Origin of the sequence: Streptococcus pseudopneumoniae IS7493, from assembly GCF_000221985.1 — a bacterium.
In the GTDB taxonomy this organism is placed as follows: domain Bacteria; phylum Bacillota; class Bacilli; order Lactobacillales; family Streptococcaceae; genus Streptococcus; species Streptococcus pseudopneumoniae.
On the sequence record NC_015875.1, the window covers coordinates 1220043 to 1233659 of the forward strand.

The window sequence follows — 13617 nt, forward strand, 5'->3', positions numbered from 1 at the left end:
GGATTCTTTTACATCTGTTTCAAACGTTCGATCCGTTCTGAGATAGGTGGGTGGGTATAAAAGAGTTTTTGGAACCCTCCACCTTTCTTAGGATCATTGATATAAAGTGCACTGCTGGCATCATCGACAGGACGACTCATGGGTTTACTATTGTCTAACTTACGTAGGGCATTAATCATTCCTTGAGGATTGCGCGTCAACTCAACACTGGAAGCATCAGCTAGGAATTCCCTCTGACGAGAAATAGCTAGTTGCACCAAAGTTGCAGCGAGGGGAGCCAACACGATAGCTAGTAGGGAAACCACGAGCATAATGATTTCTAAGCCATTTCCTTCTCTGTCATCGTCACTTCGTCTGCGACCTGCGCCACCCCACCACATCATACGACCAGCCATACTAGAAAGCATGGTGATAGCACTAGCAAGGGCGACGGCAATAGTCGAAATACGGATATCGTAATTACGGATATGACTGACTTCATGTCCCATAACAGCTTCTAGCTCCTCACGATTCATGATAGCTAATAGACCTGACGTCGCAGCAACAGCCGCATTTTGAGGATTAGAACCTGTCGCAAAGGCATTTAAGGCTGGATCATCAATGATGAAAACACGGGGCATAGGAATCTGAGCGACCATAGCCATATCTTCCACTACATGGTAGAGGTCTGGTGCCGTTTGTTCATCCACCTCACGCGCTCCATTCATGGACATGACAATCTCTGTCGATTGAAAAATCATGGACAAGGCATAGATAAAGCCGATAATCAGTGCGATAACCAAACCACCAATCCCAGACCGCATAAAGAGGTAACCAACCGCATAGCCAACAAGAGCTAAGAGTAGGAAAAATACCAGCAACAAAATCCACGTTTTTCGTTTATTGCTTGCAATTTGATCAAACAACATCTTAGTCACCTAAACCGCTAAAATCAACTTTAGGAACTGCCTTTTCCTCTTCTGGTGTTTGAAGGAAATCTGCTGCTTTAAATCCAAACATTCCAGCGATAATATTGCTTGGGAAAGTTTCTAATTTTACATTGTAGTTGCTGACAACACTGTTATAGAGTTGACGAGAGTAAGAAATTTTATTTTCCGTGTTTGTCAACTCCTCTTGCAATTTAACAAAGTTGGCACTAGCTTTCAAATCTGGATAGCTTTCTGCAACTGCAAAAATACCTGAAACCTGACGAGTAAGGGCATCACTAGCTTTCATAGCTTCTGCTGGTGAAGTCGCTGCCGCCACTTGGTTACGCAGTTCTGCCACCTTTTCAAGGGTAGAACCTTCATATTTGGCATAACCTTTTACAGTCTCAATCAAGTTTGGCAAGAGATCATTTCGACGTTTCAACTGAACATCAATCTGACTCCAAGCCTCCTTTGTTTGCATACGATTCTTAACCAAACCGTTATAGCTAACAATCACAAAAATAACAATAAGAGCTAAAACTCCAAGAATAATCCAAGTCATTATATAAGTCCTTTCTGCTTTTAGATTAGTACCAGTATATCAAATTTTTAATGATTGTGGTAAAATAAGATGATACTAAAGAAGGAAATAACTATGAAACCAGAAACATTTTACAACTTGCTTGCCGAGCAAAATCTTCCACTTTCTGACCAGCAAAAAAAACAATTTGAACGTTATTTTGAGCTCTTAGTCGAGTGGAATGAAAAGATTAATTTAACAGCCATTACGGATAAGGAAGAAGTTTATCTCAAACATTTTTACGATTCGATTGCACCCATTCTTCAAGGTTTGATTCCCAATGAAACTATCAAACTTCTTGATATCGGAGCTGGGGCAGGATTTCCTAGTCTGCCGATGAAAATCCTCTATCCTCAGCTAGATGTGACTATCATTGATTCACTCAATAAGCGCATCAACTTCCTACAACTCTTGGCTCAAGAACTGGATTTGGACGATGTTCATTTCTACCATGGACGTGCAGAAGACTTGGCACAAGACAAAAACTTCCGTGCTCAATATGATTTTGTAACAGCTCGTGCGGTTGCCCGTATGCAGGTCTTATCTGAATTGACAATTCCTTACCTTAAAGTTGGCGGAAAACTATTGGCACTCAAGGCCAGCAATGCTCCTGAGGAGTTATTAGAAGCTAAGAATGCCCTCAACCTCCTCTTCAGTAAAGTCGAAGACAATCTCAACTACGCCCTACCAAATGGAAATCCGCGTTATATCACAGTGGTGGAAAAGAAAAAAGAAACACCAAATAAATATCCGAGAAAGGCTGGCATGCCCAACAAACGCCCGCTTTAAATTTTTTAGTAAAAAATGTTTACAAAGTCATCCTCGCTCTCTTATTTTTAGGCTCGGGAAAAAATGATTTACAAAATCATTTTTTTCTGCTATACTATCCTAAGCAAAGGTTTTTAATGTCATCCCGTGAGGTGACGAAGACGCAGAAATACTTGAAACTCTCTAAAATCTAGATTTTAGAGAAGTCTTACTCTGAGGGCCTATTGCTGTAAAATAATGGGCTCTTTTTTGATGCCCAAAAGTGAGGTTTATATGAAACAAGAATCAACTGTTGATTTGTTACTAGACGTTGACCAACGTCCTTCGACTGGAAAAGGAACTCTCCTTAGCTTCCAACACGTTTTCGCCATGTTTGGTGCGACCATCTTGGTACCCTTGATTTTGGGAATGCCTGTATCTGTTGCCCTTTTTGCTTCAGGTGTTGGAACACTCATCTACATGATTGCTACTGGTTTTAAAGTTCCAGTTTATCTAGGTTCTTCATTCGCCTTTATCACAGCTATGTCACTAGCTATGAAGGAAATGGGAGGAGATATATCTGCTGCTCAAACTGGAGTTATCTTGACTGGTTTGGTCTATGTCCTTGTTGCTACCAGCATCCGATTTGTAGGAACAAAATGGATTGATAGACTCTTGCCACCAATCATCATCGGACCTATGATTATCGTTATCGGTCTTGGACTTGCAGGTTCAGCTGTTACCAACGCTGGTCTTGTAGCTGATGGAAACTGGAAAAATGCTCTTGTAGCAGTTGTTACTTTCTTGATTGCTGCCTTTATCAATACAAAGGGAAAAGGATTCCTACGAATCATTCCATTTCTCTTTGCCATTATCGGTGGTTACCTCTTCGCACTAACTCTTGGCTTGGTTGACTTTACACCAGTTCTTAAAGCTAACTGGTTTGAAATTCCTGGTTTCTACTTGCCATTTAACACAGGTGGTGCCTTTAAAGAATACAATCTTTACTTTGGTCCAGAAGCCATCGCTATCTTGCCAATCGCTATCGTAACAATTTCTGAACATATCGGAGACCATACTGTTTTGGGTCAAATCTGTGGCCGTCAATTCTTAAAAGAACCAGGTCTTCACCGTACTCTTCTTGGTGACGGTATCGCAACTTCTGTTTCTGCCTTCCTTGGTGGACCAGCCAATACAACTTACGGAGAAAATACAGGGGTTATCGGTATGACTCGTATCGCTTCTGTCTCAGTTATCCGTAACGCTGCCTTCATCGCGATTGCCCTCAGCTTCCTTGGTAAATTCACTGCCTTGATTTCAACTATTCCAAACGCTGTACTTGGTGGTATGTCAATCCTTCTCTATGGGGTTATCGCCAGCAATGGTTTGAAAGTCTTGATTAAAGAACGTGTTGATTTCGCTCAAATGCGAAACCTCATCATCGCAAGTGCTATGTTGGTTCTTGGACTTGGAGGAGCTGTCCTTAAACTTGGTCCAGTTACACTTTCAGGTACTGCTCTTTCAGCCATGACAGGAATCATCTTGAACTTGATCTTGCCATACGAAAATAAAGACTAATACTCTTCGAAAATCTCTTCAAACTACGTCAACGTCGCCTTGCCGTAGATATATGTAACTGACTTCGTCAGTCTTATCTACAACCTCAAAGCAGTGCTTTGAACAACCTGCGGCTAGTTTCCTAGTTTCCTAGTTTGCTCTTTGATTTTCATTGAGTATAAGAGTCTAAACATATCAAAAAACAAGCATTTCCAATTACGGAAGTGCTTATTTTTTTGATACTTAAAAGTAAGTGTATCCCCCTAACGCTGTCTAATATGTCTCCCCTATATGCATACGCTTCCACTCAGAGAACTCTACCTTGAACAGTTCAGGGGCTTTTTTAGCATTGTTATAAACTATAATATAGTAACCTTCCTTATTCCAAAACTTTCCTAAAATCTCAGCGTCTTCCAGCTCTGCTTCATAATCTAATACTCATCTGCTTTCAAAAAGCATTCTATTCCATCTCCGATTAACGATGGACTTTATCACCTCCTTCTCCAGTCCTTGTATAACATCTTGAAGTTGATTCATGATATCTTCCAATATGGGCATCAACAGCTCCATAACAATAGCGAAATTCTCGTATATGGTGACTATGGACATGTGGACCTACTCCCATTGAAGCCCAACAAGATCCCAGTTTACTGATTCTACCGAAACCAGACTCATCTTGGTACATCAAGCGAACCTTACGAAAATGCCTACTGGTTTTAAAGCGCTTTCTTGTCTTCTTGAATTGAGATTTTATTTTTAGACGCGACAATGGTTTGAGAGTCTGCTTTCTTGGGATGTTCTGGACGTGGCCTAATATTTCGCCAACCATGGCGCTTCAAGAGTTGATAGAAGGCATCACGTGTGTAGGAAGGATCTAACTCCTTTGTATAAGCCTGAAATAAGGCATCAATTGTAACAAATTCTCCTGCCTCTGCAGCCTTCAAATGACGGGCAAGAAAGGCTTTCTCTTCCTCAATTGTCATATATGCATGGTTACGACAACCACGTGTTTCTTGAAGGAGAGAATCGCGTCCGAACTCCTCATATTTTTTTACAGTTGGCCAAATCGTTGTTTGATTACAGCCTAAAAGCTCTATAATCTCTTTATAAGATTTACCCATCAGACGAAATAGAACGATTTGAAGGCGTTTATGATATTTAGCTGTACTAGAGTCTTTTAAAAGTGTTTTGATAGCTTGGATTTCTTCTTTAGTTGATTTCATATTACTACTATATAATGCTTTTTTATTTTAGTTTAGTATGAGTGTCCTTGTTCACGTCTTTCTTTTCCCACATGAAGAGAGTTCTGACGCCAACATCAAAAACCTTGGCTGCCTCGACATGGCTGTGCCCCTCTTTGATGTAATCTAATTCTCGATGTTTAAAATCTGTACTATATGCCATAGCTTTATTATAACATGCTTGTTTGAAACTAAGAAAATATCAAAACTCCATAATTGTTTTTCTAAAATACAGCTTTCAAATATCCTTAAATATAATAGACTTCCTGTGAAACAAAAATATGATACAATAAAATTATGAAGCAAGTAAACAACTAACTGATACACGATTTAAGCTCCTTGTTGCTGTTCAGCGCACGACTTTTGAAGAGATGTGAGCTGTATTGAAAACAGCTTATCAAGGTAAACACGCAAAAGATGGATAAAAACCTAAATTAAGCCTAGAAGACCTTCTTATGGACACTCTTCAATATGTGCGAGAATATCGAACTTATGAACAAATTGCGGCTGTTTTTGGTATTCACGAAAGCAACTTAATCCGTCGGAGCCAATGGGTTGAAGTAACTCTTGTTCAAAGTGGTTTTACGATTTCAAGAACTCCTCTCAGTTCTGAGGACACGGTAATGATTGATGCGACGGAAGTAAAAATCCATCGCCTTAAAAAACAATTAGCGAATGATTCTGGTAAAAAGAAATGCCACGCTATGAAGGCTCAAGCGATTGTCACAAGTCAAGGGAGAATTGTTTCTTTGGAGATCACTGTGAACTATTGTCATGATATGAAGTTGTTCAAAATGAGTCGCAGAAATATCGGACAAGCTGGTAAAATCTTGGCTGACAGTGGTTATCAAGGAATCATGAAGATAGATCCTCAAGCACAAACTCCACGTAAATCCAGCAAACTCAAGCCGCTAACAGCTGAAGAGAAAGCCTGTAACCATGCGCTATCTAAGGAGAGAAGCAAGGTTGAGAACATCTTTGCCAAAGTAAAAACGTTTAAAATGTTTTCAACAACCTATCGAAATCATCGTAAACGCTTCAGATTACGAATGAATTTGATTGTTGGTATTATCAATCATGAACTAGGATTCTAGTTTTGCAGGAAGTCTAGTATAAAATACGGACTAATCAAGATAAAAGAATAGTGAATCATAAAAATCGATTTACTAGATACCATAGTATCTTATAGTTGCTAATAAGAAGTTAGTCTAGCAGAATGAACCTCTCATTTCTCCCCTACTAGTCCGTAATTCGTTGATACATTTCTGGTCTTCTATCTCGAAACAAGCCCCAGTTTAGGCGTTCACTTGCTCCCTTGTCTAGGTCATAAGTAGCTAACAGAACAGCTTCTTCTTGTCTTTCAGCTCGTTCTAGAATAGCTCCTGTTTCATCCGTCATAAAGGAGGAACCGTAGAAGTCAAGACTGGAACTCTGTCCGCCATTTTCCTCACTAGGCGTGACCTCTTCCAATCCATAACGATTGGCTGAGATGACTGGAACAATATTTGCTGCTGCGTGTCCTTGCATGGTACGTTGCCAATGACCACAACTATCCGTATCTAAAATTGGCTCTGAACCAATGGCTGTAGGATAAAAGAGCAATTCAGCACCATTTAACGCAAGACAGCGGGCTGTTTCAGGGAACCATTGATCCCAACAGATACCGATTCCGATCTTGGCATAGAGAGTATCCCAGACCTTGAAACCTGTGTTGCCAGGTGTGAAATAAAATTTTTCTTGATAATAATGGTCATCTGGTATGTGGGTCTTTCGATAAACACCCAGCACCTCACCATCTGCATCAATGACGGCAATAGAGTTATACAAGACATTACCATCTTTTTCATAGAAACTGATTGGTAAAACGACCTTTAGCTCCTTGGCAATGGTTTTAAAATGCTGAATAGCTGTATTGTCTGTCACCGACTGGGCATGCTGGTAGTAGTCATACTGACGTTCCTGACAGAAATAGGGACGTTCAAACAACTCGGGCAAGAGAATAATTTGTGCGCTTTGTTCTGCAGCCTGACGTACTAAACGCTCTGCGGTTTGAATATTTGTTGCCACATCCTTGGCGCATTGCATCTGAATGGCTGCAACTCTTACATTTCTCATCTTTTTCTCCTATTCTGGGATTTGTTGGGTGATACAGTGGATATTGCCACCACCTAAGAGAATATCTCTGGCTGGAATTCCGACAACTTTACGGTCTGGGAAACACTCACTGAGAATATCTAAGGCTACTTGGTCGTTTTTATCTTGAAACTGAGGAACTAGGACAGCCTTGTTGGCAATATAAAAGTTTACGTAGGAAGCTGCTAGTCGTTCACCTGCGTATCGCTCTTCTTCTCCTTCTTCATAGATGTAGCCTGGCAAATCCTCTTCGGTTACAACTTGATGAAGAGCTGGAATTGGAAGTTTATGAATGGTGAAGTGACAACCTTTTGCATCTGTTTCCTGTTCTAAGAGTTCGAGATCTGCTTTTGACATGGCATACTGGGGATCATTTTCGTCATCTGTCCAAGCCAAAACAAGCTCTGCAGGACCAACAAAGGCAACAACATTATCGACGTGTTCATTGGTTTCATCCTGATAAATACCATAAGGAAGCCAAATAACTTTTTCAGCACCAAGACTTTCTAATAATGTGTTTTCAATCTCCTCTTTAGTCAAGTTAGGATTGCGACCAGGACTAAGCAAGCAACTTTCAGTTACGAGAATAGTTCCTTGACCATCGCTATGGATTGCGCCTCCTTCCAGTACAAAAGGTTTAGCATCATAGACAGGCCTTTCCAAGGCCTCAGCAAAACGACTGGCTACTTGGTCATCCTCTTCATAATCTTGATAAAGACCATCATAGGTGCCTCCCCAAGCATTAAAGGCCCAATCCACGGCTAATTTCTTACCTTTATCATTGACGAGAATGGTTGGGCCAGTATCACGCGCCCAGGCATCATTGGTGGGAATGTCTAAATAAACAACCTTGTCTCCAAGATAGGATTGGGCTTCAGATAGATAGGCCTGCTCCACCAAAAGATAGACTCTTTCCCCTTCTGCTATGGTCTCGATGATCTGAGTAAATGCTCTTTTAGCAGCCTTTCCTTGAAAAGGCCATGATCCTGGTCGAGTCGGCCATATCATGAGGGTACCATGATGGGGTTCGTACTCTGCTGGCATGTGATAGCCTAATTTTTTTGGACTGTCCATCATGATAATCTTCCTTTAAAGTCTTGATAGCCAAAAGCTTTGAGTAAGCTACAGTCTCCCTGTTCGTCCATGAGATAGAGACTTGGCAATCCAATACCATTAAAGGTATTATTTTTGACAAAAGAATAAATGGCCATGTCTTGAAAATAAAGTCTATCTCCGATTTGGACTGGATTTTCAAAACTATAATCACCAATCACATCGCCAGTCAGACAGGTATTAGAAGAAAGTCTGTAGGTATGGGCTTTTTCCTGTGACTCAAAGCCATTTCTCAAAGGTGGACGATAGGGCATCTCAAGTACATCAGGCATATGGCAGGTCGCAGAGGCGTCTAAAACCAAGATTTCCATACCGTTTTCGACAATATCTAATACCTCAGTTGCTAGATAACCCGCATTGAGCGCAATGGCTTCACCCGGCTCGATATAGATTTCAAGATTGTAAGTTTTTCGGATACGCTTGATTTCTGAAATCAGCAAATCTACATCATAGTCTTCTCTTGTAATGTGATGGCCGCCCCCCATATTGAGCCATTTGACCTCATGCAAATAGGAACCAAACTGCTCTTCTACTGCTTTCAAAGTTGTCTCTAAATCATCTGCACCCTGCTCGCAAAGGGTGTGAAAATGAAGACCATCCACCAAATCCAGCAAATCACTAGGAATTTTATCTAGTGTAACGCCAAAACGAGAACCTGGTGCACAAGGATCATAGAGAGCATGATCTCCTTGAGTTGAACACTGAGGGTTAAGTCGCAGCCCCACGCTTATACCAGCATCCCGACAACGAGCTCCATGCTTACGCAACTGTCTCTCTGAGTTAAAGACGATATGGTCCGTTATCTCCAGCAATTCCTCCAAGTCTGCATCCTTGAAAGCAGGTGCAAAAACATGGACTTCGCCAGGAAATTCTTCCCTTGCCAATTTGGCTTCATAAAGTCCACTAGCAGTCGTACCAGATAGATACTGGCTAATCATGGGATAGGTTTTGTAGAGGGAATATGCCTTCTGGGCAAGCAAAACCTTGCAACCGGCTTCTTCTTGTACATATTGTAAAATGCGACAGTTGTCTTCTAACTTTGCCAAGTCAATGACGTAAGCTGGTGTTGGTACTTGTTCTAGCTTCATTAGTCCACCATTTGTGGATTTTCAACCACAACCCAAGGCAAGCCATACTCATTCAGAGATTCCATGAATGGATCTGGATCCAATTCTTCAAGGTTGTAAACTCCAGCTTGTTTCCAAGTACCGTTCATAACCAATTTTGTCCCAATCATGGCTGGAACGCCTGTCGTGTAAGAAATAGCTTGTGAACCAACTTCTGCGTAACATTCCTGATGGTCGCAAACATTGTAGATGTAGATAGTCTTTTCAACGCCATCTTTGACACCTGTAAAGATACAACCGATATTGGTTTTACCAACCGTGCGCGGTCCAAGGCTAGCAGGATCAGGAAGCAAGGCTTTCAAGAATTGAATCGGAACGATGTCTTGGCCATTAAAGTTAATGGCATCCGTACGAAGGAGTCCAACATTTTCAAGACATTTCATGTGCATCAAGTAAGATTGACCAAAGGTCATAAAGAAGCGAATGCGTTTAACACCTGGAATGTTCTTAGCCAATGATTCGATTTCTTCATGGTGGAGGAGATACATATCTTTTTGTCCAACTTGAGGGAAATCATACTCACGCTTGATAGACATAGCTTCGACTTCGACCCATTTCCCATCTTCCCAGTAAGAACCTGGCGCAGAAACCTCGCGGAGATTGATTTCTGGGTTGAAGTTTGTCGCAAATGGATAACCGTGGTCTCCACCATTACAGTCTAAAATGTCGATATAGTGGATTTCATCAAAATAGTGTTTGAGGGCATAAGCTGAAAAGACACTGGTCACACCTGGGTCAAAACCAGAACCAAGAAGAGCAGTCAAGCCTGCTTCTTTGAATTTCTCTTGATAAGCCCATTGCCATGAGTAGTCAAAGTAGGCTGTAAAGCCAAGTTCCTTACAACGTTTCTCATAGATGGCACGCCACTCAGGATCTTCTGTATCCTCAGCCTCGTAGTTGGCTGTATCGATATAGTGAACACCTGTTGCCAAACAAGCGTCCATAATGGTTAAATCTTGATATGGTAAAGCTACGTTCAAAACAGCTTCTGGCTTGTAGCTTTCAATCAGGGCAATCACTTCTTCAACCTTATCAGCATCAAGTTTAGCTGTCTCAATCTTTGTACTTGTTTTACCTTCTAACTTCGCTTTCAAGTCATCACATTTTGACTTAGTACGGCTAGCAATCATAATCTCTGTAAAGGTTTCGATATCTTGACAAATCTTTGAAATAGCAACTTGGGCAACACCCCCACATCCAATAACTAATAAACGACTCATTTTTTTCCTTCCTCTTCTTCTAAAATGTCTTCTACATATTTGGGCAACATAAAGGCTCCCACGTGTAAGTTTGCAGTGTAGTATTCTGTGAAAAGCTGGCGTTTTTTCCAGCCTTCCTTGTCAAAATCTTTGACAGGGTGATATTTTTTCGATGCAAATCCAAACAACCAATAGCCAGCTGGGCTGGTTGGGATATGGGCCTGATAGACCCGACTGATTGGAAAGGCTTGATTGACCTTGCGGTGCATGCTTCGACAAGCTGACTCATCTTCGTCAAAGAAAGGACTCCCATGCTGGTAAATCATGATACCGTCTTCTTTCAAGGCTCTGTAACTGTTACCGTAAAATTCCTTGGTAAAGAGCCCTTCCGTATGTCCAAATGGATCTGTCGCATCGTTGATGATAATATCATAGTCATCTTCGCAGTTTCGCAAAAAGCGTAGCCCATTTTGATAGTAAATGGTAACACGAGGATCATCTAGCCCTGCGGCAAAATCTGGGAAATACTCACGACAGACTTCAACCAACATCTCATCTGGTTCCACAATGTCGATTTGTTCCAATTCTGGATAGAGTGTTAATACTTGGGCAACACCACCGTCGCCACCCCCTATTACCAAAACTTTCTTGGGATTGGGATGCACAGCCATGGGGACGTGAACCGTCATTTCGTTGTAGACAAAATCATCCGCATCTGAAAACAAGACATGCCCATTTAAAATCAGTATTTTCCCAAAAGCTGGGGTATCCAAGACTTCGATATTCTGCCATTCACTTTTACCAGCGTAGAGTTGCTTGGCTGTTCTCAGGGACAATTTCACATCTGGAGTATGAACTTCAGAAAACCATAAATCCATCTAGATCTCCTTTCTCTTAATGACGTTGATGTGATTGACCTCTGGATCTTCCGTCCCTTGGAGGGAGCAACCACGTTCCTTGGCAAATTGGACATAATCCACAATCTCTCGTGTAATGCGTTCACCAGGAGCCAAGATAGGAATCCCTGGAGGATAGCACATGACAAATTCTCCACAGACTTGTCCAACAGATTCGTCCAAGGTTAAACTTTTTCTCTCTGAATAGAAGGCTTCCTGAGGAGATAACACCAACTCGGGCTGAATATATTCTCCTGCTATCAAGTCCTTCCCATCTCGTGAATAGAGTCTCTTGATGTCAGCCAAAGCACCGACCAAGCGCTCGATGTCTTGGATGCGGTCACCAATCGAAATATAGGCCAAGATATTGCCAATATCACCAAACTCAATCTGAATGTCGTATTCGTCTCGTAGGAAGTCATAAACCTCGATACCTGTTAAGCCAATACCCTGAGTGTAAACTGACAGCTTGGTTACATCAAAATCACAGACCGACACACCATCTATTAACTCTTTTGAGTAGGCATAGTATCCACCGATAGCATTGATTTCACGGCGAGCATACTCAGACAGTTCAATGACCTTTTCAAACGACTCTTTACCACGAAGGGCCAAGTTGCGACGTGAAATATCCAAACTAGCCATCAACAGGTAAGAAGCAGATGTTGATTGGGTCAGGTTGATGATCTGACGAACGTATTCAGAATTCATCTGCTCCCCGATAAGTAAAATGGAGCTTTGGGTCAAACTCCCACCAGACTTATGCATGGAAACTGCTGCCATATCAGCCCCTGCATCCATAGCAGAAATTGGAAGTTTATCAGTGAAATGCAAATGCGCTCCGTGGGCTTCATCTACTAAAACCATCATGCCAGCTTCATGAGCCATTTCTGTCAAACCCTTTAGGTCTGAACAGATGCCATAGTAAGTAGGATTGTTAATCAAAATGGCCTTGGCATCTGGATGGTCCTTTATGGCCTGGGCTACTCGGTCATTTTCAAGACCTAAAGCGATACCAATCTTAGGATCTACACTCATCTCGATATAGATGGGAATGGCACCACATAGAACCAGCGCATTGATGGCAGATTTGTGAACATTTCTCGGAAGAATAATCTTATCTCCTGCCTTGCAGGTTGACAAAATCATAGTCTGCACCGATGAGGTTGTTCCACCAATCATGAGAAAAGCATGGCTAGCTCCAAAAGCATCTGCAGCCAGCTCCTCTGCATCTCGAATAATCGAAATAGGGTGTCCTAGATTATCCAAGGGTTTCATCGAATTGACATCAATGCCTACACATTTTTCTCCTAACAGTTCGACAAGTTCTGGATTTCCTCGTCCACGCTTGTGACCTGGAACATCAAAGGGAACAATCCTTTTCTTGCGTAACTTCACCAAAGCCTCATAAATTGGGGCTTGGTTTTGATCTAACTTCTTCAAGACTTACTCCTTTACCGTATTTTTAGTGCCTCAAGAAGATAAAGGCGACTAAAGGTTGACTCATGAAAAAAGAGCAGGTTTCCACCTGCTCTGCAATCTTCTGACGTTTTTATGTTTGTTTCTGTTGAGTATGTCTGTTCCCGATGTTTCCTAACTCTCTAGTAGCAAATATTACGTACTTTATTGATCGTTTCACAAGATGACGTGTGCTTTCACCACACTAAAAATTTATGAATTAGGACAAGTGTCCTAACATCAACTTATAAAAGTAGGCTTTTAACCCTATCAATAATGTGGTTTTTCAACCACGCTTCGGCATTCAACCCTGCCTGTCCGTAGGCATTTTTTACTCGGGTTTATATTTGCTAGAAAACATCATCTCATTTTCTAAGCTTTATTACTATATCATGTTTTTAAGAACTTGTAAAGCCTTTTACGAAAAAAATATAAAAAGTTCGCAAAATAGTTGGATTTTATTTGATTTAATACTCATTATTCTCTTGTAAACGATTATAAAGTGAACAAAATGTTTATCCTATTTAATTTAAAATTTTTATGCTATTCTATACTCTTTACCTTCGGTGTTTGATCTATCAGAAAAGATGTCGACATTTTTATATCATTAAAATCGTGCAACTTTTTTCAGATACTTTTAAAAGATTGATTTCCCTAT

The 13617-nt window shown here is 41.1% G+C and carries 10 protein-coding genes and 3 pseudogenes; 3 read left to right on the plus strand and 10 right to left on the minus strand.

Annotated elements, in window-relative coordinates; genetic code table 11:
• Positions 1 to 8 precede the first annotated feature (8 nt).
• Together htpX and SPPN_RS06310 are read right to left on the minus strand one after the other, a co-directional pair.
• Positions 9 to 908, minus strand: a complete 900-nt coding sequence (gene htpX, locus SPPN_RS06305; protein WP_000895740.1) for a zinc metalloprotease HtpX — start codon at positions 906 to 908, stop codon at positions 9 to 11.
• Between the two features lies 1 nt (position 909).
• Complete coding sequence (locus SPPN_RS06310; protein WP_000219833.1) at positions 910 to 1470, minus strand: LemA family protein; 561 nt, start codon at positions 1468 to 1470, stop codon at positions 910 to 912.
• 93 nt (positions 1471 to 1563) lie between these two features.
• On the opposite strand from SPPN_RS06310, the gene rsmG reads away from it, so the two are divergent.
• Complete coding sequence (gene rsmG, locus SPPN_RS06315; RefSeq protein WP_000801938.1) at positions 1564 to 2277, plus strand: 16S rRNA (guanine(527)-N(7))-methyltransferase RsmG; 714 nt, start codon at positions 1564 to 1566, stop codon at positions 2275 to 2277.
• A gap of 252 nt (positions 2278 to 2529) precedes the next feature.
• The gene (locus SPPN_RS06320) at positions 2530 to 3813 is read left to right on the plus strand and encodes a uracil-xanthine permease family protein (RefSeq protein ID WP_014017276.1); all 1284 of its coding nucleotides are present in this window, start codon (positions 2530 to 2532) and stop codon (positions 3811 to 3813) included.
• Positions 3814 to 4230: 417 nt separating this feature from the next.
• Here the strand turns inward: SPPN_RS06320 and SPPN_RS12080 are convergent.
• Together SPPN_RS12080 and SPPN_RS06340 are read right to left on the minus strand one after the other, a co-directional pair.
• Positions 4231 to 5015, minus strand: a pseudogene (locus SPPN_RS12080) (IS630 family transposase).
• A 41-nt stretch (positions 5016 to 5056) separates the two neighbouring features.
• Positions 5057 to 5196 (minus strand): annotated as a pseudogene (locus SPPN_RS06340) (IS630 transposase-related protein); the annotation flags it as partial.
• Positions 5197 to 5326: 130 nt separating this feature from the next.
• Between SPPN_RS06340 and SPPN_RS12085 the strand changes: the two are divergent.
• Positions 5327 to 6127, plus strand: a pseudogene (locus SPPN_RS12085) (IS5 family transposase); the annotation flags it as partial.
• A 145-nt stretch (positions 6128 to 6272) separates the two neighbouring features.
• Here SPPN_RS12085 and aguB read toward each other — a convergent pair.
• The 6 genes from aguB to SPPN_RS06375 are packed head-to-tail and all read right to left on the minus strand — an operon-like array spanning position 6273 to position 12944.
• Positions 6273 to 7148, minus strand: coding sequence for an N-carbamoylputrescine amidase (gene aguB, locus SPPN_RS06350; RefSeq protein WP_001246740.1), 876 nt, complete (start codon positions 7146 to 7148; stop codon positions 6273 to 6275).
• A 9-nt stretch (positions 7149 to 7157) separates the two neighbouring features.
• Positions 7158 to 8243 (minus strand): agmatine deiminase, encoded by a 1086-nt coding sequence (gene aguA / locus SPPN_RS06355; RefSeq protein WP_000969453.1) that lies wholly within the window; start codon positions 8241 to 8243, stop codon positions 7158 to 7160.
• Complete coding sequence (gene nspC, locus SPPN_RS06360; RefSeq protein ID WP_000764382.1) at positions 8240 to 9367, minus strand: carboxynorspermidine decarboxylase; 1128 nt, start codon at positions 9365 to 9367, stop codon at positions 8240 to 8242. The genes aguA and nspC overlap by 4 nt, the downstream gene beginning before the upstream one ends.
• On the minus strand, positions 9367 to 10626 hold the full coding sequence (locus SPPN_RS06365; RefSeq protein WP_000088749.1) for a saccharopine dehydrogenase family protein: 1260 nt from the start codon (positions 10624 to 10626) through the stop codon (positions 9367 to 9369). The genes nspC and SPPN_RS06365 overlap by 1 nt, the downstream gene beginning before the upstream one ends.
• Positions 10623 to 11483, minus strand: a complete 861-nt coding sequence (speE, locus tag SPPN_RS06370; RefSeq protein ID WP_000366735.1) for a polyamine aminopropyltransferase — start codon at positions 11481 to 11483, stop codon at positions 10623 to 10625. Before speE ends, SPPN_RS06365 begins: the two co-directional genes overlap by 4 nt.
• On the minus strand, positions 11484 to 12944 hold the full coding sequence (locus tag SPPN_RS06375) for an aminotransferase class I/II-fold pyridoxal phosphate-dependent enzyme (RefSeq protein WP_000732150.1): 1461 nt from the start codon (positions 12942 to 12944) through the stop codon (positions 11484 to 11486).
• Between the last annotated feature and the right edge of the window lie 673 nt (positions 12945 to 13617).